This is a genomic window from Streptomyces sp. XY431 (assembly GCF_001279805.1).
GTDB lineage: Bacteria > Actinomycetota > Actinomycetes > Streptomycetales > Streptomycetaceae > Kitasatospora > Kitasatospora purpeofusca.
Window position 1 is genome coordinate 15,735 of sequence record NZ_LGDO01000476.1, and the last position, 25,251, is coordinate 40,985.

Sequence of the window (25,251 nt, forward strand, 5' to 3'; positions counted from 1 at the left end):
TCATGCGGCCCCCACCCTCTCTGTTCTACGCGGCCGGATCCGCCGGCCCGGTGCTCCCGGCGCTACCGGTACTTCCCGCACCACCGGTGCTCCCGGTGACGCCGGTCTCGAAGCGCTGCTCCAGCACGGAGGCCATCAGCGCGGAGATGTCCTCGCGGTCGAGTCCGACCGCGCGGGCTTCGTCGACCCACTCCACCAGCCCCGCGCGCAGCGGTCCGTCGGCGGCCGCCTCGGGCCGGGCGAGCGAACGCCGGACGAAGGTGCCGAGGCCGGGCCGGGGCTCGACCAGCCCCTCGCGTTCGAGTTCGCGATAGGCCTTCAGCACGGTGTTCGGGTTGATCGCGGTCTGTTCGACCACCTCCCGCGCGGTCGGCAGCTTGTCCCCGGGCTGCAGCACACCGAGGCGCAGCGCCTGCTTGGTCTGCTGCACGATCTGCTGGTAGGTGGAGACTCCGCTGCGCCGCTCGATGCGGTACTCGATCACACCCTCATCACCCTTTCACTAGTTTATTGGTGGAATGGTGGCGGACCACTGCGCCGCGGTCAAGTCCGACCCACCCGGGAGAACGTGCGGGAAGTCCTACGGACGACCGAGCAGCCGCAGGTCACCGTCGTCCACGACCCGGCGGTAGCCGAGCCGCTCGTAGCGGTCGAGCATCCGGAGGGTGTCGGCGATCGCACAGGGCGCCTGCACGCTCGGATCGGCCAGGTCGACGACCACCCACTCCGGGCCTCCCCGCACCGCTCCGGCCGAAAGCGTCCCGGCCGACGGCGTCCCGGCCGACGGCGTCCCGATCGAGAGCGTCCCGGCCGACGGTGATTCGACAAGCGGTGGCGACGGCTCGCGGCACACCAGGCCGACCGTGGTCCGCCCGGCCAGTTGCGCGGCGAGGCGGTTGGAGGCGACGACGGTGGCACCGTCGGGTATCCGGGCGAGCATCGCGCGGGCCCGCTCCAGTCGGGGCGAGGTCCCCCAGGCCCCGGGAGCGACGAGTTCGTGCAGCGGGTAGACCGGCAGTGTCACCAGGGCGACCAGGCCGGCCACCGCCAGTGCGCGACGGGCCCGGCGGACGGCCGTCCGGTCCGGTCCGGCCTCCCGGCCCCGCGCGAGCACTCGACCCGGCCCCGCGAAGGCTCCGGTCCGCCGCACGGCATCCACCAGGGCCGCCAGCAGCAGCGGCATCAGCACCGCGCTGTAGTGGTAACTCACGCCCCAGTAGTGCGAGTTGTCGGCGGCCAGCCGCCAGCCCAGGGTGGGCACGCAGAGCAGGACCAGCGGCGACCGCAGCCCCAGGAAGCCGGCTGTCGCGGCCGCCAGCCCGAGCAGCAGCCACTTCAGCGGCGGCCAGACCAGCCGCCCCGCGACCTCCCAGGGCGCGCCCGCCGCCTCCCGCGTACCCATCTGGCCCCAGTAGTCGAAGCCCCCGTCCGGATTGAACGACGGCAGCACCACCAGCACGGTCAGCGCGGTCGCCGCGAGCCCGAACACCGCCGCCCCGAAGCCCAGCGCCCTGGTCCCGCTGCCCTTCCCCGCCCGGACGAAGACCAGCGCGCCGACCACGGCCACGGTGAGCCCGAGGTCCTCCTTGACCAGGACCAGTGGCAGGGCCCAGAGCACCGCCGCGACCGGTCGGCCCCGGCCGAGCGCGGTGGCGGCGAAGGCCAGCAGCGGCACCGCGAACGCGATCTCGTGGAAGTCGTCGGCCACCGCCTCGACGATCCCCCAGGAGGCCCCGGTCAGCACGCCGACCAGCACGGCCGGCCGCGGGCCGCCCACGTCGAAGGCCCACCGGGCGAGCGGCACGACGGCCAGCGCCATCAGCACCGCCTGCGCCAGCAGCAGCGTGACGGCACTCGGGAACAGCCGGTACAGCGGGGCGAGAGTGGCGAGCAGCGGGTGGAAGTGGTCGCCGAGCAGCTGGTAGCCGGGGCCCTTGAGCAGCACCACCGGCGCCTCCCCATGGGCGTAGGCGCGCACCGCCTGCTCGAAGATGCCCAGGTCGTAGGCCTGGGTCAGCATCCGCCGGTGCCGGTTGACGGCGACGCAGGCGTAGAGCGCGGCGAACAGCCCGGCCAGCCCCCAGGACAGCGGCCGGGGCCGCCGGAGGGCATGGAGCATCCACATGAGTAAACCACCCTTTCACTACTCAATTAGTGAAAGGGTGGTGGAACCCCGCGGCAGCCGTCAACCCCGACCGCCGCCGGGCGGGGGCTTTCCCGCCCCCGAGCCGGGGGTCAACCCCCCTACCGGAAAGGGGGCTTGTCCGGTTCTCCGGCCCCGGGCCGGGCACCAGACTTCCTGTCATGAGCCCAGAGCCCACGACGCTTGCCCCGCCCGCACCAGTCACTACGGCCACCAGCGCCACCACGGCCGGGCGGGAGCGGGAGGGCAGCGACTTCGCCCAGCTGGCCCGCCGGATCACCGAGGAGGGACTGCTCGACCGGCGCCCCGGCTACTACACCGCGCGCATCGGTCTCACCCTCGCGGCGTTCGCCGGCGGCTGGTACGCCCTGTTCGCCCTGGGCGACACCTGGCTGCAACTCGCCCTGGCCGCCGGCATGTCCGTCGTATTCACCCAACTCGGGCTGCTCGCACACGACCTGGCGCACCGTCAAGTATTCGCCGGGCGCCGGGCGAGCGAGACCGGCGGGCGGATCGTCGCCAACCTGCTGATGGGTATGAGCTACGGCTGGTGGATGAGCAAGCACACCCGCCACCACGCCAACCCCAACCACGAGGGCCGGGACCCGGACGTCTCCCCCGACATCGTGGTGTGGTCCCAGCAGCAGGCCCGGGAGTCACGCGGGGCCGCCCGGTTCATCGGCCGCCGGCTGGCCTACCTCTTCGTCCCGCTGCTGTGCCTGGAGGGCCTCAACCTCAGCTGGAACAGCTTCCGCGCGCTGCGCAGCCCCGGCATGAAGCGCCCCCGGCTGGAGGGCTCCCTGCTGGTCCTCCACTTCGCGGCCTACCTCGGGGTCGTCCTCGCCGCCCTCCCCGCCGGAAAGGCGATCGCCTTCCTCGCCGTCCACCAGGCGCTGCTGGGCATCCTCCTGGGCTGCGTCTTCGCGCCCAACCACAAGGGCATGCTGATGGTGACCCCGGAGATGCGGCTGGACTTCCTCCGCCGCCAGGTGCTGACCTCGCGCAACGTCCGCGGCAACCCGGTGCTCGACACCCTGATGGGTGGCCTCAACTACCAGGTCGAGCACCACCTCTTCCCCAGCATGCCGACCCCCGCCCTCCCCCGGGCCGCCCGGATCACCCGCCGGTTCTGCGCGGAGAAGGGCATCCCGTACTACGAGACCGGGCTGCTCCGCTCCTACCGGGAGATCTTCACCCACCTCCACCGCACCGGCGAGCCGCTGCGCGCGGACCACTGACCCGCCGGACCACTCCCCACCGGGGCACTCACCCCGCCGGGGCGCACCGGCGGCGAGCCCCGCCGCGGATCAGACGAGTTCGGCGGCCAGCAGGTCCATCAGCAGATTGTCGTGCCAGGTGCCGTCGGAGCCGCGCTCGTACTGGCGCATCACCCCCACCGGGCGGAAGCCGACCTTCTCGTAGCAGCGGATCGCCGCCGCGTTGTCCGCCGCCGGGTCGATGATCAGCCGGTGGTAGTGGTGGTCGTCGACGAGGTGGCGGGCCAGCGTGCGGACGGCGTCGGTGCCGTGGCCGCGGCCGTGGTGGGCCGGGTCGAGGTAGATGTCGATCCCGGCGTGGCGGTACTCGTCGTCGTTCTCCGCGTACCACTGGACCGCGCCGACGACCCGGCCCCCGACCTCGATCGCGAAGGTCTCGGTGCCGGGCTCGGCGAGGTCGGTGGTGACGGCGTCGGTGAGGTCGTCACCACCGCGCCAGCGGGCCAAGACCTCCGGGGTGCGGCGGATGGCGACCAGGGCCGGGATGTCCTCGGCCGAGGCCGGGCGGAGTGTGACGTGCGCGCCGTGCAGATTCGTCCCCATAACAGCGGATGCTTCCATGGAACACCGCATTCGGCGAGCCGTTATCGCTTTGCACGCACCCCGTCCCACCAGCCATGATTCGCCCTCGTGATACGTCTGCTGATCATCCTCCTGGCCTTCGTGGCCTACCTCGTCTACCGCTTCCTCCGGCGGCGCAACCAGCTGAAGTGGGCCCGGGAGGGCTTCGACCCGGCGGCGTACGGCATGCCGCCGCGCGAGCGGCTCGACCCGACCAGGTCCGGCCCGCCGACCCCGCTGGAGCAGCGCGAGCGCTCGCAGGCAATCGCCGAGGCCGCCTGGGCCGGGGACTGGCGCCCGGCGGCCGCGTACGTCGCCGAGGCCGGGGACCACTGGGACGAGCGCTGGTCCCGGCTCGGCCTGCTGGCGGCGGTCGCGGCCGAGGGGGACGGCTGGCTGACCGCCTGGCGCGCCGCCGAGCCGGGCGACTGCGACGCCGCCACCCTGGAGGCCAAGCTGATGGTGCACCGCGCCTGGGAGGTGCGCGGCTCCGGCTACCGGGACGAGGTCGGTGACGACGCGATCAACAGCTTCATCGAGCTGCTGCCGGCCGCGATCGAGGCCGCCCGCCGGGCCGCGCTGCTGGACCCGGCGAACCCCGGCCCGTGGGTGGTGATCGTGACGGCGGCGCGCGGGGCGCAGTTCACCCCGGAGCAGTTCCAGGAGGCGTGGGACGAGCTGCTGAAGCGCGCCTGGTACCACTACGACGGCCACTGGCAGGCCATGCAGTACTGGTGCGCCAAGTGGTTCGGGTCGAACGACAAGATGATGGCCTTCGCCGAGCGCACCATGGACTCGGCCCCGCCCGGGAGCCCGCTGGGCGGGATCTACCTGCACGCGCTCGCCGAGTTGGAGGAGCGCCGCAGCATCACCGGCACACTGGCCGCGGACCGGACCAGGTGGCGGATCGACAACCTCGCCGCCCAGCTGCGCCAGGTCCGTCCGGACGACGAGCGGATGCCGCAGCTGCGGCACCTGCTGGCGCACTTCGCCGGCGAGGTGGAGTCGTACGAGGTGGCGCTGGAGCAGTTCCGGGCGATCGGCCCCTGGTGCGGGGCGCAGCCGTGGCGCAAGCAGGACGACCCGGTGGCGGCGTTCGACCTGGCCCGCGCCCTGGCGGTGAAGCGGGCCAAGGCCGAACCGCTGGCGGCCGAGCTGCGCCCGGAGAAGAACACCGACGTGCGGCACGGCCACCCGTAACGCGTCGCCTCCGTCGCCTCCCCGTCGCCCGGTGCCGCGCGCCCGGGTAACGGACGGCGGGCCGCCACCGGTCGGGGGCCCGCCACCGAATCCGACCGGGGGGTTTCCCCAGCAAGGACGGCGGCCCTCCCCAGCGCGCCGCAGGGTCCTCCGAAGCGAAGATCAACTCATCGAACGCCGAGGTCATCGGCGTTCCGTCGGGTTGAGGAGTGATCACAACGATGGCAGGCAACAAGCGGATCGGGCGGCGCGGGCTGCTGGCGGCGACGGCGGCACTGGCCGCGGCGGCGGTGCTGGCCCCCGTGGCGGCGGTTGCCGCGCCGGTGACCCCGGCGGCGGCCGCCGCCACGGCCGCGGACCCGGCGCAGGCCCAGCGCTCCGCCGTGGTGCGGGCGCTGGAGGGCGTCGCCCAGCCGCTGCGGACCACCGAGCCGGGCGGCCGCACCGCGGACCTGCGGGCCCTGGGCGCGATGATCGGCGACGCCCGGGTGGTCGGCCTCGGCGAGGCCACCCACGGGTCGCACGAGTTCTTCGCGATGAAGCAGCGGCTGTTCCGCTACCTCGTCGAGGAGAAGGGCTTCACCACCTTCGCCCTGGAGACCAGCTGGAGCAGCGGTCTGCAGGTCGAGGAGTACATCCAGGGCGGCCCGGGCGACGCGCGGCAGGTGGTCAAGGACGCCCTGGGCGGCAGCCCGTGGGACCGCGAGGAGTTCGCCGACCTGATCGCCTGGATGCGCTCCTACAACCGGAGCCACCCGCGGAACCCGGTCCACTTCCTGGGCGACGACATCGGCGCCCCGAGGCTCGGCGACCGGATCTTCGAACGGGTCGCCTCCTACCTGGGCGAGGCCCGGCCGGACGCGCTCCCGCAGCTCGACGGGCTCTACGCCGGGCTGCGGCCGTTCGACGACACCATGGCGTACCTGAAGAAGCCGGTCGCCGAGCGCCGGGAGAACGCCGCCAAGGCGCGGCAGGCCCTCGACCTGGTCACCGCGAGCGGTACCGGCGGGGACGCCCACGCGTGGGCCGTGCAGCACGCCAGGAACATCGCCGACACCTTCGACTTCGCCGCCCTGGACCTCGCCGACCCGGCCTCCGTCTCCGCCGCGGAGCAGCTGCGCGACCGGGCGATGGCGGACAACACCGCCTGGTGGGAGCGCCGGACCGGCGGCAAGGTGCTGCTGTCGGCGCACAACGGGCACGCCGGCTACCTGGCCACCGACACCTTCCTCTACCCCGAGCCGCAGGGGTCCCACCTGCGGGACACCTACGGCCGCGACTACGTGGCCATCGGCTTCACCTTCGACGGCGGCTCCTTCCTCACCAACGACGGGATCCTGACCGACGCCTGGAAGACCGTCACCGTCCCGCCGGCCACGCCGGACATGAACGAGCACACCCTCGACCGGGTCCGCTACCGGGACTACTACGTCGATCTGCGCACCGCCCCCCGGGCGGCCCGCGACTGGCTGAACGTCTCCCGCCCCACCTACGAGGCCGGGTCGGTCTACCGCACCGACCCCCAGCCGCAGTTGGCGATCGGCCGGGCCTACGACGTCCTGATCCACCTGAACCAGGTCACCCAGGCCCGCATGTTCTGACCGCCCGGGGCGTGACGCCCCCTCGCCACGCGCTCGTCGCCACGCCCCCTCGCCACACCCTCGTCGTCACGCCCTCGTCGTCACGTCCTCGTCGGGCCGGTCAGGCCACCGCCTCCGCCGCCGCCCGGCCCGCCGCCCGGCCGGAGAACAGGCAGCCGCCGAGGAAGGTGCCCTCCAGGGCGTTGTAGCCGTGGACGCCCCCGCCGCCGAACCCGGCGACCTCCCCCGCCGCGTACAGGCCGTCGACGGGCCGCCCGTCGAGCCCGAGGGCGCGGGAGTCGAGGTCGGTCTGGATGCCGCCGAGGGTCTTCCGGGTCAGGACGTGCAGCTTGACGCCGATCAGCGGACCCGCCGCCGGGTCGAGGACGCGGTGCGGGGCGGAGGTGCGGCTGAGCCGGTCGCCGAGGTAGCGGCGGGAGTTGCGGATGCCCTGGATCTGGGCGTCCTTGCTGAAGGGGTTGGCGATCTGGAGGTCCCGGGCCTCGATCTGGGCCCTCAGCACGGCCGGGTCGAGCAGCGGTTCCTCGGTCAGGCCGTTCATCTTCGCCACCAGTTCCTCCAGGGTGGCGGCGACGACGAAGTCCGCGCCGTTCCGCTTGAACGCCTCCACCGGCCGGGGTGCCCCGCTGCCGAGGAGGCGCTCGCGCAGGACGGCCTTGCGGTCGCCGCTGGTGAGGTCGGGGTTCTGCTCCGAGCCCGACAGCGCGAACTCCTTCTCGATCATCCGCTGGGTGAGGACGAACCACGAGTGGTCGTACCGCGCGATGTCCTCGGTGGTGCGGAGGTGCCTGAGCGTGCCCAGGGTGTCGTAGCCGGGCAGGCAGGGCTCCGGCAGACGCCGGCCGAGGGCGTCGAACCACAGCGGCGACGGGCCCGGGAGGATGCGGATCGCGTGTCCGGGCCAGATCGGGTCCCAGTTCCGGATGCCCTCGGTGTAGTGCCACATGCGGTCGCGGTTGACCAGCCGCACCCCTGCGGCGGCGCTGATGTCGAGCATCCGCCCGTCCACGTACGCCGGGACGCCCGTGATCATGTCCTTCGGAGGCGTGCCCATGCGCTCCGGCCAGTGGCGGCGCACGAGTTCGTGGTCGCCGCCGATGCCGCCGGTGGTGACGATCACGGCCTGGGCGGTGAGTTCGAACTCCCCGACCGGCTCCCGGCTGGAGGCGGCGCCGCGCGGTGCCGGGTCCGCCGCCAGCAGGGTGCCCCGCACGCCCGTCACCGCCCCGTCCCGGACCACCAACTCGTCGACCCGGTGGCGGTGGTGGAAGGTGAGCAGGCCTGCGGCGACGGCCTGCCGGGCGTCCTGCACGAACGGGCCGACCACCCCGGTGCCGGTGCCCCAGGGGACGTGGAAGCGCGGCACGGAGTTGCCGTGGCCGTCCGCGCGGAGGTCGCCGCGCTCGGCCCAGCCCACCAGCGGTGTCAGTTTGATACCGCGCTCCGTGATCCAGGCGCGCTTCTCCCCGGCGGCGAAGTCCACGTAGGCGCGGGCCCAGCGCACCGCCCAGGAGTCCTCGTCGTCGAGGCGGTCGAAGCGGGCGCTGCCGCTCCAGTCGTTCCACGCCAGCTCGACGGAGTCCTTCACACCGAGGCGCCGCTGTTCGGGCGAGTCCACCAGGAAGAGCCCGCCGAAGGACCAGTGGGCCTGGCCGCCGAGGTTGGCGGCGCTCTCCTGGTCCAGCAGCGCGACCCGTCGGCCCCGCGCGGTGAGCTCGCGCGCCGCGACGAGCCCGGCGAGGCCTGCTCCGACCACGATGACATCGGCGTCCATGACAGCACTCCATCCTTCGGGCGACCGGCCGGTCCGGCCGGGGACACAGGGAAGACAAGGGCGAGGGGGAAGGCAGGGTGCGCCCGTCAGCAGGGTCCGTCGGCGGACAGCAGGGCGAGCAGCAGCTGCCGGAGCCAGGCCCGGGCGTGCTCGACGTCGCGGTCCAGCAGGAGCTGGGTGGTGACACCGTCGTAGGCGGCGATCACCGCGTGGGCCGCTCCCTCGGCACCCCCCAGCACCTCGGGCAGCGGGCGCTCGGCGGCCACCTCGGCCAGCCGTTCGGCGATCAGTTCCCGCAGCCGCCGACGGTGTTCCAGCAGCGTCCGCGCGGTCCGCGGGTCCCTGGCGGCGGCGACGAGGAAGTCCGTCTTGATCAGCAGCCAGTCGCGCTCCAGCAGCAGCACCCCGGTCACCCGCTCGACCAGCGAGGCCACGTCGGTGTCCCCGGCCCCCGCCGCGAGCGCCCCGGTGACCTGGGCGGCGATCAGCTCGGCCCGCTCCTCGTACAGGACGAAGAACAGCTCCTCCAGGGTGTCGAAGTTCGAGTAGAACGCTCCCCGGCTGTACCCCGCGGCCTCGCAGACCTCCTCGATCGACACCCGGCCGAACCCCTTGGCCGCGAACACGCCGAACGCGGCCTCCAGCAGCCGGGCCCTCGTCCGTGCCCTGCGCGCGGTCACCCGGACGCCGCCGGGCCCGGGTGCCGCATCCGTCGTCGCCACAGTCCCACCTCGATACAACACCGCACTCGATACATCACCGCATCGGATACATCGGTGTATCCGCCGCCACCGTAGCGGAGACCCTGCCGGGTCCGATACACCCGCGCGGCGCCGCTTTCCCGCGGCCGCCGCACCGGCACACCGGCACACCGGGTGCTCCGGTGGCCGGGGCCGGAATCCGTCGGAAGAATTTCCCGACCGGCTGTCGAAACGGACGCCCTCCGTTCGACGCAGGGGTGAGCGGCGGGGAGAAGCCCCGCCCGCACCGACGAGGAGTGAGTACCATGCCGCGCTTCATGAGCCTGATCCGCATCGACGAGCAGCAGTCCCAGAACTTCGAGACGGACCCCGCGTTCGAGGAGCGGATGGGGGCGCTGTTCGCGGAGATCACCAAGGCCGGGGTGATGCTGGAGACCGCCGGGCTGCTGCCCACCAAGGAGGGCACCCGGCTGCTCTGGGACGGCGGCAAGGTGAGCTGCACCGACGGACCGTTCACCGAGACCAAGGAGGTCGTGGGCGGCTACGCGATCCTCCAGTGCAAGGACATGGCCGAGGCCGTCGAGTGGACCCGGCGCTTCCTGGAGGTCCACCCGGGGAGCTGGACGGTCGGCGCCGAGCTGCGGCAGATCGACGAGGCCGCCACGCCGCCGGAGGCGTGACGGGCGGACGGTTTGCCCCCTCGGGCGGCGGCTGCTCTGATGGGTGATCGTGACGGAGCGCGACGCGGGTGCGACGGAGACCCCGGCGGTGGAGCCCGCCGGGACGGCCGCCGCCGGGACGGGCACGGCCAGGACCGACACGGCCAGGACGGACACGGCCAGGACGGTCGAGGCCGTGTTCAGGATCGAGTCCGCCCGGATCATCGCGGGGGTCACCCGGATCGTGCGCGACGTCGGCATCGCCGAGGAGCTGGCGCAGGACGCGCTGGTCGCCGCCCTGGAGCAGTGGCCCGACTCGGGCGTCCCGGACCGTCCGGGCGCCTGGCTCATGGCCACCGCCAAGCACCGCGCGGTCGACCTGGTCCGCCGCCGGGAGACGTACGCCCGCAAGCTCGCCGAGGTCGGGCGGGCGCTGGAGGACGTCCCGCCGCCCGAGCCGGCCGGGCCGGACGACATCGACGACGACCTGCTGCGGCTGATCTTCACCGTCTGCCACCCGGTGCTGTCCGCCGAGGCCCGGATCGCGCTGACGCTGCGGCTGCTCGGCGGGCTCACCACCGCGGAGATCGCCCGGGCCGTGCTCTCCTCGGAGCCGACAGTCGCGCAGCGGATCGTCCGCGCCAAGCGGACGCTGGCGCAGGCCCGGATACCGTTCGAGGTCCCGTACGGGGCGGAGCGGGCGGCCCGGCTCTCCTCCGTCCTGGAGGTCATCTATCTGATCTTCAACGAGGGGTACTCGGCCACCGCCGGGGACGACCTGCTGCGGCCGGCGCTCTGCGAGGACGCGCTGCGCCTCGCCCGGGTCCTGGCCGCGCTGATGCCCGGGGAGCCCGAGGCGCACGGGCTGGCGGCGCTGCTGGAGCTCCAGGCCTCCCGGACGGCGGCCCGCACCGGCCCCGACGGCCGACCCGTGCTGCTCGCCGACCAGAACCGGGCCCGCTGGGACCGGCTGCTGATCCGGCGCGGGCTCGCCGCCCTGCTGCGGGCGGGCACCGGCCCGTACTCGGTCCAGGCCGCGATCGCCGCCTGCCATGCGCGGGCCCCGCGCTACGAGGACACCGACTGGCACACCATCGCCGCCCTCTACCGGCGGCTGATGGCGCTGACCCCGTCCCCGGTGGTCGAGCTCAACCGGGCCGTGGCGCTGTCGATGGCCGAGGGTCCGGCGGTCGCGCTGGAGGTGGTGGACGCGTTGGCCGAGGAGCCGGCGCTGCGCGGGTACCACCTGCTGCCCAGCGTCCGCGGGGACCTGCTGGCCCGGCTGGGTCGGGGGACGGAGGCGCGGGCGGAGTTCGAGCGGGCGGCGGGGCTGACCCGTAACGAACGGGAGCGGGAGCTGCTGCTCGCCCGTGCGACGGAGGCGGCCCCGGCCGAGGGCTGAGGGTGGGACCGGTCACGAGCAGGGCGGGACGGGGCGTGGCGGAAGCCGGGTACCGAGGACGACGGGGGTGTCCTCGGGACCCGGCGGCTCGAAGGGCGGACGACTCGCGGACGGTCCGGGGAGCGCCGCCCGGCTCAGAGGGCGTCGTCGAGACGGAGGCGGGCGCTGACCTGGCCGAGGCCGTCGGCGAGGACGGCGAGCTGCTCCCGGCTGAGCACGTCGATCAGCAGTTCGCGGACCAGCGCGACATGGCCGGGGGCGGCCTCCCGCAGCATCTCCCGGCCCTGCTCGGTGAGTTCGGCGAAGACGCCGCGCACATCGCTCGGGCAGGAGCGCCGGCCGACCAGCCCCATCTTCTCCAACTGGGTGACCTGGTAGGTCAGACCGCTCTTGGAGGTGACGAGCTTGTCCGCCAGTTCGGTCATGCGCAGCGAGCCGGCCGGGGCGGCGGAGAGGTGGACGAGGATCTCGTACTGGGTGTGGGAGAGACCGGAATCCTCCTTGAGCTGGCGTTCCAGGCGGCGGTTGAGGAGGTTGCTCGCGGTGACGAAGCTCCGCCAGGCAGCCATCTCCTCCTCGTCGAGCCACCGGGGCTCGTACGGGGAGGCGGCGGAGGGGGGCGCCGAAGGTGCGGACGAGGTGGAGGGCATGGGGTGATCGTACTCCTATTGTTCAAATTCGAACGAAGGTGTACGGTCGAATCCGTGCAGAGTTCAAATTTGAACTACCTGCCCGGACCGCCTTCCACGGAGCGCCCCGAGCACCCCGAGGGCCGGAGGAGAAGAACCGCCATGAGTACCGCCGCAACCGGCCGCATGCCCGCCCTCTACCTGTCGCACGGCGCGCCGCCGCTCGCCGACGACCCCGTCTGGCCCGGTCAGCTGGCCGCCTGGTCCGCCGACCTGCCCCGGCCCAGGGCGATCCTGATGGTGTCCGCGCACTGGGAGGAGGCCCCGCTCGCACTCGGCGCCGTCACCACCGTGCCACTCGTGTACGACTTCTGGGGCTTCCCCGAGCACTACTACCGCGTCCAGTACGCCGCCCCCGGCGCACCGGAGCTCGCCGACCGGGTGCGGAAGCTGCTGCGCGCCCCCGGCACCCCGGTCCAGGACATCCCCGACCGGGGCCTCGACCACGGCGCCTACGTCCCGCTGGTGGAGATGTTCCCGGAGGCCGACATCCCCGTCCTCCAGGTCTCCATGCCGACCCTCGACCCGCAGCGGCTGCTGGAGATCGGCCGCCGGCTCGCCCCGCTGCGCGACGAGGGCGTGCTGATCGTCGGCAGCGGCTTCTTCACCCACAACCTTCGGGCACTCAGCCGCGACGGCCGGATCACCTCGGTGATGGCCGAGTTCGACGACTGGGGCCGGCGGGCGCTGGAGGCCCAGGACCTCGACGCGCTGCTCGACTTCGAGGAGAAGGCGCCGGCCGGCCGGCTCGCCCACCCCCGGACCGAGCACTTCGCCCCGCTGTTCGTCACCCTCGGTGCCGCCGAAGGTGAACTGGGCCGCCAGCGCACCGTGATCGACGGCTTCTGGATGGGCCTGGCGAAGCGCTCGATCCAGGTCGGCTGACCCGGCCGGGCGCGGGCAGGAGCGGGGCGAGCACGTGCGGGCGCGGCCAGGTGCGGGGCGGGCAGGCGCGGGGCGCGCCGGTCACAGGGCGCAGCAGGTGAAGCGCTCGCCGATGTGCTCGGGCTGCTCGATCTCGTCGACGAGCACGAGCGCGTAGTCCGGCACCGAGATCCGGCTCTCCCCCCGGGCGTCGGTGAGGAGTTGCTCCAACCCGGTGCGGTACCGGCCGGTGCGCTCCCCCGGCCCGAGCCGGGCGGCCGGACTGAGCACCGTCCAGCGCACGTCCGCCACCGTCCGGAGGTAGTCCAGGGCCTCGCCGTGCGCGTGCATGATCTGCCGCACCTGCTCCGGCAGCCCCGGGGCGTCCCAGACCCGGACGCCGGGCGCGGTCTCCAGGCTGCCCGCGCCGCCGACCACGATCAACCGGGGTGCCCCGCCGCCGAGTTCGCGCAGCCCCTCGACCAGCGCACGGGCCGCCGGGCCGATCAGCGTCAGGTGCCCCGGGCCGTCGCCGCCGCCCACCGCGCTCACCAGGACGTCCTGTCCGGCCGCGACCCCGGCCACGTCCGCCGGGTCGAGCACGTCGCCGGCCACGACGGTCACCCCGCCCGGCCGGACCGGGCCGGCGTGACGGGCGACGTCGAAGCGGGACGGGTCCCGGACGACGGCCGTCACCCGGTGGCCGCGCGCGGCGGCCTCCGCGAGGACGGCGCTGCCGACGGTGCCGTTGGCGCCGAACACGGCGATGCTGGCCATGGGGTACCTGCCTGTTCTCCGGGGCCGGACCAGTTCCTCGCCGACCGGGTGGGGATCCGGGGCCAGCAGTAGCACCCGGGGCGGGTGCGGACCCCGTGGACACGCGGGGTGGGTGAGGCGCGTGAGGCAGTGGTGGTGAGACCCCGGCGGCAGTGGGGGCATGAGACGGTGGGGCGATGACCGACCATCGGATGAACGGCGCCGACGTCCGGGCCGCGCTCGGCGGGGCGACGGCCGTGCTGGGGCCCGCAGCAGTAAGCGGCGCGGACTGGGACGCGCCCGCCGGGCCGCTGGAGTGGAGCTGCCGGGACACCGCCGCCCACATCGCCCACGACCTGCTCGCCTACGCGGGACAGCTCGCCGCCCGGCCCACCGACCGCTATCTGCCGCTGGACCTCACGGTGCACCCGGACGCCGGACCGGCCGAGGTGCTCACGGTGGTCACGGCCGCCGCGCAGCTGCTGGCCACCGCCCTGGACGCGGCGCCGCCCGAACTGCGGGCCTGGCACTACGGGCCGTGCGACCCGGCCGGTTTCGCCGCGATGGGCGTCGCCGAGACCCTGCTGCACACCCATGACATCACCCTCGGGCTGGGCCTGGACTGGCGGCCCCCGGAGCGGCTCGCGGCGGCGGTGCTCGCCCGGCTCTTCCCCGACGCACCGGCCGGGGCGCCGGTGGACGTACTGCTCTGGTGCACCGGCCGGGGCGAGCTCGACGGCCGCCCGCGCCGGACCTCGTGGACCTGGCGGGCGGCCGTCGAATAGCCGTTGTGTCGGCCGCTCAGGCGGTGGCGGCCCGCTCGGCGGCGCTGCGCACCACGCAGAGCTCGTTGCCCTCGATGTCGGTGAGGGTCACCCAGCCCGCGCCGTCGGGCCGGCGGTGGTCCTCGAACGGCTTCGCGCCCAGGGCGATCAGGCGCTCCACCTCCTCGTCCCGGGTGCGGTCCTTCGGCACGAGGTCGAGGTGGACCCGGTTCTTGACCTCCTTGCCCTCCTCGACCCGGATGAAGAGCAGGGAGACGCCCTCCGAGTTGACCTCGATCTCCGGGTCGCCGGGGACGTCGTCCTCGCCCAGGGCACCGTCCAGCACCTCCGCCCAGAACACGGCGAGGGTGTGGGGGTCGGCGCAGTCGAACGTCACATGTTGCACAAGAGAAGCCATGCGCCCACTGTGACCCGTCGGACCCGTCTCGTCCAACCGGGTTTCGCGGCCGCCGGCGGTGTCCGGCGGCCGGCTCCGGGGAGCCTGCTTCCGGGGCCTACTTGAGGCCCTCCCAGCCCCAGCGCGGGGTGGGGCCCGGGTCCCCGAGGTCGGTGCCGGCCGGCGAGGCCGAGACGTCCTTGGCGATCCGGGTGCCCCAGTCGAAGTACTCCAGGACACGCCGGCGCAGCAGTTCGCCCTCGGGGAGCTCCTTGTGCACGGCCTCGGCCATCAGCTCCATCCACCGGGTGCGCTGCTCCTCGGTGATGGCGAGGCCGAGGTGGGCGCGGAGCAGGGACTGGTGGCCTCCGAGGTCGGTGGTGAAGCGGTCCGGCCCGTCGAAGATCTCGGCCAGCCAGACGGCGACGTGCTCGATGTGAGTGGGCGTGAAGTCGGCGAAGACCGGCGCGAGCAGGGGGTCGGCGAGCACACCCTGGTAGAAGGTGTTGCTCAGTCTCCGGAGGGCGTCGAGGCCCCCGATCGCGTCGTAGAGGCCGTCGGAACGGTGGTCGGTCATCGGTGTTTCTCCCCGTGCGGATGTCCTTGCGGTCCTGCCGCCCTTCCTAGCAGCGGAACGGAGGCCGCGCCTCCCCCACGGCCCCTGTTCGCCGCCGGCTCACCAAGAGGAAGCCCCCGCTCCGGCTCACGCCCACCCCCAGGACCCCGCCGTTCACGGAACGGCGCTTGACCTTGCCACCGGCGTCAGGGTCGCAGGCTTGCGGGCATGAACGGAACGACGGGAACGGACGGGGCTGTGGCACAGCGAGGACGGGTGGTGGTGGTCACCGGCGCGGGGACCGGGATCGGGCGGGCGACCGCGTGGGCCTTCGCCGAGCAGGACCCGGGGGTGCGGGTGGTGGCGGTCGGGCGGCGGGCCGAACCGCTGGCGGGGACGGCGGAGCGGGCACCGGGGCGGATCGTGCCACTGGTCGCCGACGTCACGGCGCCGGACGGCCCGGAGGCGATCGTCCGGGCCGCGCTGGAACGGTTCGGCCGACTGGACGTCCTGGTCAACAACGCAGGCATCGCCCCGCACGCGACGCTCGGCAGCTACACCCCGGAGGGCGTCGGCGCGCTGCTGGCCACCAATCTGACGGCTCCCGTCCTGCTGACCCAGGCCGCGCTGCCCGCGCTCACCGACAGCCGGGGCGTGATCGTCAACGTCAGCACGGCCGTCGGCCTGCGCGGCTGGCCCAGCAACTCCGTCTACGCCGCGAGCAAGGCCGCCGTCGACACCCTGACCCGCAGCTGGGCGGTGGAACTGGCCCCGCGCGGCATCCGGGTGGTGGCCGTGGCACCCGGCGCGATCGGGACACCCATCGCCGAGCACGCCGGGATCGGCCCCGAGCAGCGGGCGGCGCTGCGGGCCTGGCAGCTCGCGCACACCCCACTGGGCCGGATCGGCGAGGCCGCCGAGGTGGCCTGGGCCGTCACGCAACTCGCCGCGCCGCAGGCCTCCTTCGTCACCGGCGTAGTCTTGCCGGTGGACGGGGGCGCCGTGGTCGGATGAGCGCCGGGGGAAGGACGGGGGCCGCACGGGTGCGGATCGGCGAGCTGGCACGGGCGACGGGGACCACCGCCCGGGCGCTGCGGCACTACGAGCAGGCCGGACTGATCGGCTCCGGGCGGGCCGCCAACGGCTACCGGGTGTACGAGGAGTCGGCGGTGACCCGGGTGCGCAACATCCGCTCGCTGCTGGAGGCCGGGTTCACCCTGGAGGACGTCCGGCCGTTCCTCGGGTGCCTGGACCAGGAGGCGTTCGGACCGCCGTCGGCCGGCGCACTGCGGATCGCCCGGGACCGGCTGGCGGTACTGGAACGCCGGATCGCCGCCCAGGCCGAGACCCGGGACCGGCTCGCCGCGGCGATCGCCGGTGCCGAGGCCGCCGCGGCCGCTACCGGGGTGGCCCCGACCCCTTCCGGGTGACACCCCCGATCGGGGGTGTGCAGGGGGCGGTGGGCGGAGGACAGTGGGCGCATGCAGATTCCACTCTCCGTGATGGACTTCCTCGACCGGGCCGAGCTGGTCTACGGCGACCGGGTCGGCATCGTCGACGAATCGGCGCAACCGGCCGAATCCTGGGGCGATCTGACCTATCGACGGGTGGCCGAGCTGGCCCGGGCGCAGGCGGCCGGGCTGGACCGGCTCGGGGTCGGCCCCGGCGAGCGGGTGGCGGTCGTGTCGCACAACTCGGCGCGGCTGCTCACCTCGATGTTCGGTGTCAGCGGGCACGGCCGGGTGCTGGTGCCGGTGAACTTCCGCCTCAAGGCGGAGGAGGTGTCGTACATCGTCGAACAGAGCGGCGCCTCGGTGCTGCTGGTCGACCCGGAGCTGGCCGAGCCGCTGGCCGGGGTGGCCGCCAAGCACAAGTTCGTGATCGGCGCGGACAGCGACCGGCTGCTGTACGACTTCGAGCACGCGCCCCGCCGGTACCCGATCGACGAGAACGACACCGCCACCGTCAACTACACCAGCGGAACCACCGCGCGCCCCAAGGGCGTTCAGCTCACCCACCGCAACATCTGGCTGAACGCGAACCTGATGGCCCTGCACTTCGGGGCGAGCGACCGGGACGTCTACCTGCACACCCTGCCGATGTTCCACGCCAACGGCTGGGGCCTGCCGTTCTCGCTCACCGGGCTGGGCGCCCGGCACGTGGTGCTGCGGAAGGTCGACGGCGCGGAGATCCTGCGCCGGGTCGAGCGGCACGGCGTGACCTTCCTGTGCGGCGCGCCCGCCGTGGTGCAGATGGTGCTGGACGCGGCGGCCGAGTGGGAGGGGCCGGTCCCCGGCCGGGACCGGGTGCGGATGGTGGTGGCCGGCGCGCCGCCGCCCACCTCGGTGGTGCAGCGGATGGAGTCCGAACTCGGCTGGGAGTTCATGCAGATCTACGGCCTGACCGAGACCTCGCCGGTGGTGACGGTCAACCGCACCCGTGCCGAGTGGGACGAACTGCCCGCCGAGCGGCGGGCCGAGAAGCTGGTGCAGGCCGGCGCCCCGGCCCTCGGCAACCAGGTGCGGGTGGACGAGCAGGGCGAGGTGCTGGTCCGCTCCAACGTCGTCCTGGAGGGCTACTGGCAGCAGCCGGAGGCCACCACCGAGGCGGTCCGGGACGGCTGGTTCCACACCGGCGACGGCGGCACCCTGACCGACGGCTACCTGACCATCTCGGACCGGAAGAAGGACGTCATCATCAGCGGCGGGGAGAACGTCTCCTCGATCGAGGTGGAGGACTGCCTCTACGACCACCCGGCGGTGGCCGAGGCCGCGGTGATCGGCGTACCGGACGCCAAGTGGGGCGAGACGGTCAAGGCCCTGGTGGTGCTGAAGCCGGGCAGCGAGGTCGGCGAGGCGGACCTCATCGCGCACTGCAAGCAGCGGCTGGCCGGGTACAAGTCGCCCACCTCGGTGGAGTTCCGGGAGTCGCTGCCGCGGACGACCACCGGGAAGCTGCAGAAGTTCCGGCTCCGTGAGCCGTACTGGGCGGGGCGCGAGCGCCGCGTCAACTGACCGGCCCCTGAGCTTCGTTCAGTCCAGTAGCCCGGACTCCCGGGCGGCGAGCGCGAGTTCGGTGCGGTTGCGGACGCCGAGCTTGTGCATGGCGCTCTTCAGGTAGCCCGTCACCGTGTTGCAGGTGAGGCCGAGCTGGGCGGCGATCTCCGGGTTGGTCCGGCCGGTCGCCGCCCAGCGGAGCACCTCGTGCTCGCGCCGGGTGAGCAGCCGGGTGAGCGGCGGGGCCGCCGGCGGGGCGGGCGACGGGACGAACGGGGCGGGCCGGGCGGGCCGGGCGCGCGGTCCCGGTCCTCGCGGCGCGGGGTCGGCGGCCGGCGCTCCGCACCAGGCGGCGGCCCCGGCCAGGGCCCTGGTGGCGGCCTCGGCGAGCCTGGTCACCGCGCCGATCCGGACGTCCCCGAACGGCACCACCGCGCGCAGCGAGGCGTACACCACGCCGTGCACCGCGCCGTGGTGGAGCAGCGGCACGGTGAGCATCGCGTAGAGGTCCTCGGCGGTGACGGCGGCGTCGTAGTGGTGCGAGATGGTGGTGGCGGCGCGGTAGTCGGGCACCCAGCTGGGCGCCCGCTCGGCCAGCGCCCGGCCGCCGAGGCCGGTGCCGGCCGGCACGGCGAGGCCGTGCAGCAGTTCCGCCCGGGTACCGGCCCAGTGGCGAAGCACCATGCCCTCGGCGCCCGGTCCGGCCACCTCCGGGTCCGGCACGCCGACCAGGCCGACGTCGGCGCCGCAGTCGGCGACCACCCGGCGGGCGAGGTCGCCGAGCACGGCGTCCCGGACCAGCGCAGCGGCCCGGGCGGCGAGGTCGTCCGGCGCGGGGAGGCCGTCCGGCGCGGCGGGGCCGTTCGGCGCGGGCGCACCGCTCCTCGGCGCACCGCTCGTCGGCGGGCCACTTGTCGGCGGGCCCGGGGCGGTCGGGGCGGTCGTCACCGCGCGATTGTCACACGGGCTCCCGCCCGTGGGGAGGGGTCCGGAGCGCGGGTTCGGTGGAGTTCCGGGTACGGGGCCGCCGGGCGGCGTAGGGTGCGGGCGCGAGGTTACCGGCGGGTCACCAAGGGTGGCGCGCCGCGGTGTGTTCCAGGTTTCCGAGCTTGCGAGAGGGAGATCCATGACGGACCCGAACGTTCCCGGGCAGTCGTCCGTGCTGACCGGGCTGCTGGCCGACCTGCGGGCCGAGAGCGAGGTGCTGGACGGGCTCGTCGCCGGGCTCGAGCCGGACGGCTGGGCGCTGGACACACCCGCGCCGGGCTGGACGGTGGCCCATCAGATCGCCCACCTGGCCTGGACGGACGACTGGTCCGAGCTGGCCGCGCGCGACCCCGGGGCCTTCGTCGCGGACTCCGGCCGGATCTTCGGCGAGCTGCTGGCGGCCGGGGCGGACCCGGTCGAGGACGGCGCCGCGCGCGGGGCCGCCGAGGAGCCGGCCGCGCTGCTGACCCGTTGGCGGGCCGGTCGGGAGCGGCTCGCGGAGGCCCTCGCGGAGGTGCCGGCCGGGACCACGCTGCCGTGGCTGGGGCCGCCGATGAAGGCCCCCTCGATGGCCACCGCCCGGCTGATGGAGACCTGGGCGCACGGGCAGGACGTCGCGGACGCGCTGGGCGCCGTCCGGGAGCCGAGCGCCCGGCTGCGGCACGTCGCGCACCTGGGCGTGCGGACCATGGGGTTCGCGTTCACGGTGCACGGACTGCCCGCCCCCCAGGCCCCGGTGCGGGTCGAACTGACGGCACCCGACGGCGGGTTGTGGACCTGGGGCCCGGAGGGGGCGGCGGACCGGGTGGACGGTCGGGCCCTGGACTTCTGCCTGCTGGTCACCCAGCGGCGGCACCGGGACGACCTCGCGCTGACCGCCGTCGGCGAGGTGGCGACGGCCTGGCTGCCGATCGCCCAGGCCTTCGCGGGACCGCCCGGAAAGGGGCGGCAGAGCGGATTCTCGCTTTAGTAGATGATTCGTCAAATACGCTCGCTCGAACGGTAAACCACACGTTCCAGCGATATACAGAGTTCGTCGGCGAATGATGGAATCCCGCCATGAAGCGAATGAACCCGAGGCGCACCGCCCTGGCCGGCGCCGTCGCCCTGCTCGCCGTCGGCGGCCTCCTGGCCGGCTCCGCCCAGGCCGCGTTCGCGCTGCCCCCGGGACCGGCCGCGGCGGTCGCGACGGCCGAGGTGCGGGCGGGGACGCCGGCCGCACACCAGGTGGTCACCTTCTTCGAGGAGTACCGACGGGCGGTGCTGGAGACCAGCGGCGAGCAGCCCTCCGAGGTGCGCGAGCGCTTCCTCGTCCCGGCCCTCGACCGCCGGCTGGACGTCTGGGCGCGGCAGCACGACGCCGATCCGGTGTTCCGCGCCCAGAACGTCCCGGTGGACTGGTCCGTCCAGCAGGTGAAGGAGGAGTACGGCTACGCCTCCGTCCGGCTCACCGAGTTCTGGGACGGGGGCGGCAGCCAGGAGGTCTGGTACACCGTGCGGCTGCGCGATCTGAAGATCGTCGAGCTCAATGACCAGCCCGCCTTCTGACCGGGCCGCTTTCCGACCGGCTCGTCCTCCGACCGGCTCGTCCTCCGACCGGCTCGCCCTCCGACCGGCTCGTCCTCCGACCGGCTCGCCCTCCGACCGGTCGGGTCCGGCCGCCGGGCCCCCGTGAACCCCGGCGCGGCGCAGGCACCCCCACGACTGCGCCGCGCCGGTCACCCGCACGCGGTCATTTCCCGCCGTCGCGCAGGATCAGTGCTGTCATGTCGCCCGGCGGGCGGGGGTGTTGGGGACTACCCCGCGGGCACGGACCAGGGGGCGACGCCGAGCCGGCCGGTGGTGCCGAGGTCGAGGTCGGCCGGGACGGTCAGCCGGGGGCGGCCGGGGAGCGGGGCGATGTCGAGGTAACGGCCGTTGTCGGGAGCCTTGTTGCCCGCGGTCACGGTGTTGCGCCAGACCAGCTGGAACTCGGCGTACTCCCGGGGCTGCAGGGTCAGCGGCTTCGGGGCCGCGTCGAAGTTCGCCAGGGTGGCGATGCCGGCCGAGCCGTGCTTGACGGTGACGGCGAGCGGGGCGCGTTCGGCGTCCAGGACCCGGACGGCAGGGTGGCCGTTGAGGCTGTAGGGGCGGGTGCCGCAGTTGGTCAGCCGGACCGGCATCACCCGCAGGCCCATCGCGGCCTCGGCCTCGCCGACGGTCAGGGCGACGCCCTCGGGGGAGCAGACGAGCGGCGGGGCCGGGGTGGCGGTCGGCGCGGAACCCGGCAGGGGCACCGCCCGGACGGGCCCCGGGGTGGATCCGCTGCTCACGGCGGGTGCGGGGGTCGGCGTGACCGCGGGAGTCGGCGTGACCGCGGAGGTCGGCGTGACCGCGAGGGGCGCGTCGCCGATGGTGCGCGCGGGGGTGGGCGCTCCCCCGCCCGCCCCGGTCGCCGGGGTACTGCCGCATCCGGCCGTCGCGAGCAGGCCGGCCGCGAGCAGCAGCCCCGCCCGGGCGGAGGTCCGGGAGCGGACGGTGGGCGGGGGTGGGGTCGGCGACGGCGTCGATTCCATGGGGACGATCATGGCACGAACGAATCCGGCGCGTCACAGCCCGATCCGCAGCGGGGCGAGCCGGGTGGCGACCAGATTGGTGGCGCCCCGGTCCCGTTCGATGTGCCCGTGGACCAGCAGTCCGGCCCGGTCGAGGGCGGTACGACGCTGGGACTCCCAGACCGGCCGGCTGCAGATCACATTGATCAGACCGGTCTCGTCCTCCAGGCTGAGGAAGAGCACCCCGCCCGCCGTCGGCGGCCGCTGCCGGTGGGTGACCAGGCCGCCGACCACCACCGCCGTCCCGTCCGGCACGTCCGGGAGCCGCTCCGCCGGGAGTGCGCCGCCGCGGTCCAGGTGGGCGCGCAGATGCTGGAGCGGATGGCTGCTCGCGGACGTCCCGGTGGCCCAGAGGTCGGCGATGGTCTCCTCGATCGGGGTCATCGCGGGCAGGTCCGGCGCCTCGGTGCCGGGCGTCGTGCCCGGGATGAGGTCCGCCGAGACGCCCGCGAACGCGCCCGCCGCCCAGAGCGCCTGCCGCCGTCCGAGCCCGAAACAGCCGAACGCGCCCGCCGCGGCCAGCGCCTCCAGGCCCGGCGCCGGCAGACCGGTCCGGCGGGCGAAGTCCTCCAGGTCCGCGTACGGGCGCCCGGCCGCGATCGCCTCGGCCTGCGCGGTGCCGATGCCGCGCACGGTGTCCAGGCCGAGCCGGATCGCGGGCTGCGGCAGGCCCGCGGTCAGCGGCGGCGCGGGCGTCGGCCCCCGGTACGGCTCCAGGGTGGGCGCGGGGCCGCTGGCGTTGACGTCCACCCCGCGCACCCGCACGCCGTGCCGCCGGGCGTCCGAGATCAGACTGAGCGGCGAGTAGAAGCCCATCGGCTGGTTGGCCAGCAGGGCGCAGGTGAAAGCCGCCGGATAGTGGTACTTGAGCCAGGCGCTGGCGTACACCAGGTAGGCGAAGCTGATCGCGTGGCTCTCCGGGAAGCCGTAGTTGGAGAAGGCCTCGATCTTCACATAGACGTCCTCCGCCACCTCCTGCGGGATACCGCGCTCGGCCATGCCCTCCAGCAGCCGTTCCCGCAGCCGGGCGACCCGTTCGTGGGAGCGCTTGGCGCCCATCGCCTGGCGCAGCCGGTCCGCCTCGGCGGGGGTGAACCCGGCACAGTCGATGGCGAGTTGCATCATCTGCTCCTGGAACAGCGGCACCCCGAGGGTCTTGCCGAGCGCGTTCTCCATCAGCGGGTGCGGGCAGCCGGCCGGCTCCACCCCGGCGCGGCGGCGCAGGTAGGGGTGGACGGAGCCGCCCTGGATCGGGCCGGGCCGGATCAGCGCGACCTCCACCACCAGGTCGTAGAAGTGGTCCGGCTTGAGGCGGGGCAGGGTGGCCATCTGGGCCCGCGACTCGACCTGGAACACCCCGACCGTGTCAGCCCGCCGCAGCATCGCGTACACGCCCGCGTCGTCGTCCGGGATGGTCGCCAGGTCGTAGTGCCGGCCGTGGTGGCGGGCGACCAGGTCGCAGGTGTCGTGCAGCGCGGCGAGCATGCCGAGGCCGAGCAGGTCGATCTTGACCAGCCCGGCGCCGGCCACCGACTCCTTGTCCCACTGCAGCACGGACCGCCCCGGCATCCGGGCCCACTCGGTCGGGCAGATCTCGGCGATCGGCTCCCCGGTGAGCACCATGCCGCCCGAGTGGATACCCAAGTGGCGCGGCAGTCCGTGGAGTTGGCCGGCCAGCGAGAGCACGTCGGCGGGGATGACGGTGTCCTCGCCGGGCGGCGAGCGGAAGTCCGCCTGTCGGCTGAACGCGTCGACCTGCCCCTGCGGGTAGCCGAGCACCCGGGCGGCGTCGCGCAGCGCCAGCCGGGGCCGGTAGGTGATCACATTGGCCACCTGGGCGGCGTGCTCGCGCCCGTACCGGCGGTAGACGTACTGGATGACCTCCTCGCGGCGGCGGTTCTCGATGTCCAGATCGATGTCCGGCGGCCCGTCCCGGGCGGTGGAGAGAAAGCGTTCGAAGAGCAGCTTGTAGTGCACCGGGTCGACGGCGGTGATCCCGAGCGCGAAGCAGACCGCCGAGTTCGCCGCCGAGCCGCGCCCCTGGCACCAGATGTCCTCGCGGCGGCAGAAGTCGACGATGTCGTGGACGATCAGGAAGTAGCCGGCCAGGTCGAGGTCCTCGATGACGTCCAGCTCGCGGGCGAGTTGGCGGCGGGCCGGACCGTTCGCCGGTCCGAACCGGGTCGGGCCGCCCTCGGCGACCAGCGCGCGGAGATGGCCGATCTCGGTCCGGCCGGGCGGGACGGGGTAGCCGGGCAGCCCCGGGTCCAGGGTCGCGAAGTCGAAGGCGCAGGCGCGGGCGAGGTCCACGGTCGCCTCCCGGACACCGGGGAAGCGGGCCAGCCGGGCCGCCATCTCACGGCCGGAGCGCAGGTGGGCGGTACCGGCGGCCCGCGTCCAGCCCGCCGCCCCGGCGAGGGTGCGGCGGTCGTGCAGGGCGGCCAGACCCTGGGCCAGGCGGCCCTGGGCGGGGCTCGCGTGGTGGGCGTTGGTGGAGGCGACGGCGGTCAGGCGCAGCCGGGCGGCGAGCGCGGCGAGGGCGTCGTTGCGCAGATCGTCGCCGGGGAGCCACTGGTCGATCAGCTCGACGTGGACGTTGTCGCGACCGAAGGCCTCGGCGAGGGTGCGGAGTTGGTACTCGGGGTCGGGGGCGGTGGTGCTGTCGTGATCCGCCGCGGCCGCGGCGGCCAGGGCGGCCGGGACGCGGCCGAGGCGGCATCCGGTGAGCACCGCCCAGTGGCCGCCGTGCGCCTCGGCCAGGGCGGCGAAGTCGTAGACCGGGTTCCCCTTGGCCCCGCCCGCGAGTTGGGCCGCACCGATGACGGCGGAGAGGCGGCGGTAGCCCTCGGGGTCGCGGGCCAGTACGAGCAGGTGCTCGACCCCGTCGCCCATGTCCTGGCGGATCGTCAATTCCGCGCCGAAGACGGTCGCCACACCCGTGCCCCGAGCCGCCTCGGCGAACCTGACCACGCCGTAGAGGCCGTCGTGGTCGGTGAGCGCGAGTGCCTCGACCTCCAGTCGGGCGGCCTCGGCGACCAGCGCCTCGGGGTCGCTGGCGCCGTCCAGGAAGCTGAAGGCGGAGTGGACGTGCAGCTCGGCCCAGGCGGGCCCGGCGGAGGCACCGCCAGGTTCGGCCGGACGCGTGGGGTTGTCTGGAGGCGTGGGGTCGGCCGGAGGCGTGGGAGCGGCGGGGCCGGCGGCCTTCGCGGTCGGGCCCGGGCGCAGCGGCACGACAGCGCCGCCGGCACCGGCGGTCATGCGCCGGTGCAACTCGCTCCAGGGGACGGAGGGATGGCTGGTGAATCCCATCGGGGTGGTGCCTTCGATCTC

At 74.2% G+C, this 25,251-nt stretch carries 24 protein-coding genes; 12 read left to right on the forward strand and 12 right to left on the reverse strand.

Translation table 11 applies throughout. The features are described 5' to 3' along the window. Positions 1 to 25: 25 nt before the first annotated feature. Complete coding sequence (locus tag ADK60_RS30235) at positions 26 to 484, reverse strand: GntR family transcriptional regulator (RefSeq protein WP_053650186.1); 459 nt, start codon at positions 482 to 484, stop codon at positions 26 to 28. A 96-nt stretch (positions 485 to 580) separates the two neighbouring features. Further along, positions 581 to 2,119: a DUF2079 domain-containing protein gene (locus tag ADK60_RS30240; RefSeq protein ID WP_234371338.1), complete on the reverse strand. Its 1,539-nt coding sequence runs from the start codon at positions 2,117 to 2,119 to the stop codon at positions 581 to 583. A gap of 185 nt (positions 2,120 to 2,304) precedes the next feature. Here ADK60_RS30240 and ADK60_RS30245 point away from each other — a divergent pair, with 185 nt between their 5' ends. After that, on the forward strand, positions 2,305 to 3,381 hold the full coding sequence (locus ADK60_RS30245; protein ID WP_053650190.1) for a fatty acid desaturase family protein: 1,077 nt from the start codon (positions 2,305 to 2,307) through the stop codon (positions 3,379 to 3,381). 69 nt (positions 3,382 to 3,450) lie between these two features. On the opposite strand, the gene ADK60_RS30250 is transcribed toward ADK60_RS30245, so the two are convergent. Beyond that, positions 3,451 to 3,963: a GNAT family N-acetyltransferase gene (locus tag ADK60_RS30250; protein WP_053650192.1), complete on the reverse strand. Its 513-nt coding sequence runs from the start codon at positions 3,961 to 3,963 to the stop codon at positions 3,451 to 3,453. 87 nt (positions 3,964 to 4,050) lie between these two features. On the opposite strand from ADK60_RS30250, the gene ADK60_RS30255 reads away from it, so the two are divergent. Both ADK60_RS30255 and ADK60_RS30260 read left to right on the forward strand, forming a co-directional pair. After that, on the forward strand, positions 4,051 to 5,181 hold the full coding sequence (locus ADK60_RS30255; protein WP_053650194.1) for a hypothetical protein: 1,131 nt from the start codon (positions 4,051 to 4,053) through the stop codon (positions 5,179 to 5,181). 221 nt (positions 5,182 to 5,402) lie between these two features. Then, entirely contained in the window at positions 5,403 to 6,782 is a 1,380-nt protein-coding gene (locus tag ADK60_RS30260) for an erythromycin esterase family protein (protein WP_053650196.1), read from the forward strand. Positions 6,783 to 6,882: 100 nt separating this feature from the next. On the opposite strand, the gene ADK60_RS30265 is transcribed toward ADK60_RS30260, so the two are convergent. Further along, a complete protein-coding gene (locus tag ADK60_RS30265) occupies positions 6,883 to 8,556 on the reverse strand; it encodes an FAD-binding dehydrogenase (RefSeq protein WP_053650197.1) in 1,674 nt (557 codons plus the stop codon). Positions 8,557 to 8,642: 86 nt separating this feature from the next. Continuing rightward, on the reverse strand, positions 8,643 to 9,278 hold the full coding sequence (locus tag ADK60_RS30270; RefSeq protein ID WP_234371340.1) for a TetR/AcrR family transcriptional regulator: 636 nt from the start codon (positions 9,276 to 9,278) through the stop codon (positions 8,643 to 8,645). A gap of 284 nt (positions 9,279 to 9,562) precedes the next feature. Here ADK60_RS30270 and ADK60_RS30275 point away from each other — a divergent pair, with 284 nt between their 5' ends. Continuing rightward, positions 9,563 to 9,937: a YciI family protein gene (locus ADK60_RS30275; RefSeq protein WP_053650201.1), complete on the forward strand. Its 375-nt coding sequence runs from the start codon at positions 9,563 to 9,565 to the stop codon at positions 9,935 to 9,937. 175 nt (positions 9,938 to 10,112) lie between these two features. Beyond that, entirely contained in the window at positions 10,113 to 11,318 is a 1,206-nt protein-coding gene (locus ADK60_RS30280) for an RNA polymerase sigma factor (RefSeq protein ID WP_053650226.1), read from the forward strand. A 134-nt stretch (positions 11,319 to 11,452) separates the two neighbouring features. Here ADK60_RS30280 and ADK60_RS30285 read toward each other — a convergent pair whose 3' ends face one another. Then, positions 11,453 to 11,968 carry a MarR family winged helix-turn-helix transcriptional regulator gene (locus ADK60_RS30285; RefSeq protein WP_045942152.1) on the reverse strand — a complete coding sequence of 172 codons (516 nt, stop codon included), beginning with the start codon at positions 11,966 to 11,968 and terminating at the stop codon, positions 11,453 to 11,455. 141 nt (positions 11,969 to 12,109) lie between these two features. On the opposite strand from ADK60_RS30285, the gene ADK60_RS30290 reads away from it, so the two are divergent. Then, positions 12,110 to 12,892 (forward strand): dioxygenase family protein, encoded by a 783-nt coding sequence (locus ADK60_RS30290; protein WP_045942151.1) that lies wholly within the window; start codon positions 12,110 to 12,112, stop codon positions 12,890 to 12,892. 81 nt (positions 12,893 to 12,973) lie between these two features. On the opposite strand, the gene ADK60_RS30295 is transcribed toward ADK60_RS30290, so the two are convergent. Continuing rightward, a complete protein-coding gene (locus tag ADK60_RS30295; RefSeq protein WP_045942150.1) occupies positions 12,974 to 13,648 on the reverse strand; it encodes an NAD(P)-dependent oxidoreductase in 675 nt (224 codons plus the stop codon). Positions 13,649 to 13,824: 176 nt separating this feature from the next. Between ADK60_RS30295 and ADK60_RS30300 the strand changes: the two genes are divergently transcribed. Beyond that, entirely contained in the window at positions 13,825 to 14,412 is a 588-nt protein-coding gene (locus ADK60_RS30300) for a maleylpyruvate isomerase N-terminal domain-containing protein (RefSeq protein ID WP_234371341.1), read from the forward strand. 16 nt (positions 14,413 to 14,428) lie between these two features. Here ADK60_RS30300 and ADK60_RS30305 read toward each other — a convergent pair whose 3' ends face one another. Together ADK60_RS30305 and ADK60_RS30310 are read right to left on the reverse strand one after the other, a co-directional pair. Beyond that, a complete protein-coding gene (locus ADK60_RS30305; protein ID WP_045942149.1) occupies positions 14,429 to 14,809 on the reverse strand; it encodes a VOC family protein in 381 nt (126 codons plus the stop codon). A gap of 97 nt (positions 14,810 to 14,906) precedes the next feature. Then, positions 14,907 to 15,365 carry a group II truncated hemoglobin gene (locus ADK60_RS30310; RefSeq protein WP_045942148.1) on the reverse strand — a complete coding sequence of 153 codons (459 nt, stop codon included), beginning with the start codon at positions 15,363 to 15,365 and terminating at the stop codon, positions 14,907 to 14,909. 207 nt (positions 15,366 to 15,572) lie between these two features. On the opposite strand from ADK60_RS30310, the gene ADK60_RS30315 reads away from it, so the two are divergent. The 3 genes from ADK60_RS30315 to ADK60_RS30325 are packed head-to-tail and all read left to right on the forward strand — an operon-like array spanning position 15,573 to position 18,358. Then, positions 15,573 to 16,358, forward strand: coding sequence for an SDR family NAD(P)-dependent oxidoreductase (locus ADK60_RS30315; protein WP_053650203.1), 786 nt, complete (start codon positions 15,573 to 15,575; stop codon positions 16,356 to 16,358). Further along, positions 16,355 to 16,774: a MerR family transcriptional regulator gene (locus ADK60_RS30320; RefSeq protein ID WP_079008803.1), complete on the forward strand. Its 420-nt coding sequence runs from the start codon at positions 16,355 to 16,357 to the stop codon at positions 16,772 to 16,774. Before ADK60_RS30315 ends, ADK60_RS30320 begins: the two co-directional genes overlap by 4 nt. Positions 16,775 to 16,825: 51 nt before the next feature. Beyond that, entirely contained in the window at positions 16,826 to 18,358 is a 1,533-nt protein-coding gene (locus ADK60_RS30325; RefSeq protein WP_053650208.1) for an AMP-binding protein, read from the forward strand. 18 nt (positions 18,359 to 18,376) lie between these two features. Here ADK60_RS30325 and ADK60_RS30330 read toward each other — a convergent pair whose 3' ends face one another. Next, on the reverse strand, positions 18,377 to 19,288 hold the full coding sequence (locus ADK60_RS30330; protein WP_053650210.1) for a LuxR C-terminal-related transcriptional regulator: 912 nt from the start codon (positions 19,286 to 19,288) through the stop codon (positions 18,377 to 18,379). A gap of 178 nt (positions 19,289 to 19,466) precedes the next feature. Between ADK60_RS30330 and ADK60_RS30335 the strand changes: the two genes are divergently transcribed. Then, positions 19,467 to 20,297: a TIGR03084 family metal-binding protein gene (locus tag ADK60_RS30335; protein WP_053650212.1), complete on the forward strand. Its 831-nt coding sequence runs from the start codon at positions 19,467 to 19,469 to the stop codon at positions 20,295 to 20,297. An 89-nt stretch (positions 20,298 to 20,386) separates the two neighbouring features. Next, a complete protein-coding gene (locus ADK60_RS30340) occupies positions 20,387 to 20,875 on the forward strand; it encodes a hypothetical protein (protein ID WP_159400656.1) in 489 nt (162 codons plus the stop codon). Positions 20,876 to 21,123: 248 nt separating this feature from the next. Here ADK60_RS30340 and ADK60_RS30345 read toward each other — a convergent pair whose 3' ends face one another. Together ADK60_RS30345 and ADK60_RS30350 are read right to left on the reverse strand one after the other, a co-directional pair. Further along, positions 21,124 to 21,882 (reverse strand): DUF4232 domain-containing protein, encoded by a 759-nt coding sequence (locus ADK60_RS30345; protein WP_079008806.1) that lies wholly within the window; start codon positions 21,880 to 21,882, stop codon positions 21,124 to 21,126. Positions 21,883 to 21,915: 33 nt separating this feature from the next. After that, entirely contained in the window at positions 21,916 to 25,230 is a 3,315-nt protein-coding gene (locus ADK60_RS30350) for an error-prone DNA polymerase (RefSeq protein ID WP_053650216.1), read from the reverse strand. Between the last annotated feature and the right edge of the window lie 21 nt (positions 25,231 to 25,251).

Coding starts and splice junctions, on each gene's coding strand:
- ADK60_RS30240 (WP_234371338.1), bottom strand. CDS start 2,119: ATGCTCCATGCCCTCCGGCGGCCCCGGCCGCTGTCCTGGGGGCTGGCC.
- ADK60_RS30245 (WP_053650190.1), top strand. CDS start 2,305: ATGAGCCCAGAGCCCACGACGCTTGCCCCGCCCGCACCAGTCACTACG.
- ADK60_RS30295 (WP_045942150.1), bottom strand. CDS start 13,648: ATGGCCAGCATCGCCGTGTTCGGCGCCAACGGCACCGTCGGCAGCGCC.
- ADK60_RS30345 (WP_079008806.1), bottom strand. CDS start 21,882: ATGGAATCGACGCCGTCGCCGACCCCACCCCCGCCCACCGTCCGCTCC.
- ADK60_RS30350 (WP_053650216.1), bottom strand. CDS start 25,230: ATGGGATTCACCAGCCATCCCTCCGTCCCCTGGAGCGAGTTGCACCGG.
- ADK60_RS30315 (WP_053650203.1), top strand. CDS start 15,573: ATGAACGGAACGACGGGAACGGACGGGGCTGTGGCACAGCGAGGACGG.
- ADK60_RS30325 (WP_053650208.1), top strand. CDS start 16,826: ATGCAGATTCCACTCTCCGTGATGGACTTCCTCGACCGGGCCGAGCTG.
- ADK60_RS30335 (WP_053650212.1), top strand. CDS start 19,467: ATGACGGACCCGAACGTTCCCGGGCAGTCGTCCGTGCTGACCGGGCTG.
- ADK60_RS30275 (WP_053650201.1), top strand. CDS start 9,563: ATGCCGCGCTTCATGAGCCTGATCCGCATCGACGAGCAGCAGTCCCAG.
- ADK60_RS30290 (WP_045942151.1), top strand. CDS start 12,110: ATGAGTACCGCCGCAACCGGCCGCATGCCCGCCCTCTACCTGTCGCAC.
- ADK60_RS30250 (WP_053650192.1), bottom strand. CDS start 3,963: ATGGGGACGAATCTGCACGGCGCGCACGTCACACTCCGCCCGGCCTCG.
- ADK60_RS30265 (WP_053650197.1), bottom strand. CDS start 8,556: ATGGACGCCGATGTCATCGTGGTCGGAGCAGGCCTCGCCGGGCTCGTC.
- ADK60_RS30310 (WP_045942148.1), bottom strand. CDS start 15,365: ATGACCGACCACCGTTCCGACGGCCTCTACGACGCGATCGGGGGCCTC.
- ADK60_RS30260 (WP_053650196.1), top strand. CDS start 5,403: ATGGCAGGCAACAAGCGGATCGGGCGGCGCGGGCTGCTGGCGGCGACG.
- ADK60_RS30300 (WP_234371341.1), top strand. CDS start 13,825: ATGACCGACCATCGGATGAACGGCGCCGACGTCCGGGCCGCGCTCGGC.
- ADK60_RS30320 (WP_079008803.1), top strand. CDS start 16,355: ATGAGCGCCGGGGGAAGGACGGGGGCCGCACGGGTGCGGATCGGCGAG.
- ADK60_RS30305 (WP_045942149.1), bottom strand. CDS start 14,809: ATGGCTTCTCTTGTGCAACATGTGACGTTCGACTGCGCCGACCCCCAC.
- ADK60_RS30285 (WP_045942152.1), bottom strand. CDS start 11,968: ATGCCCTCCACCTCGTCCGCACCTTCGGCGCCCCCCTCCGCCGCCTCC.
- ADK60_RS30340 (WP_159400656.1), top strand. CDS start 20,387: ATGAAGCGAATGAACCCGAGGCGCACCGCCCTGGCCGGCGCCGTCGCC.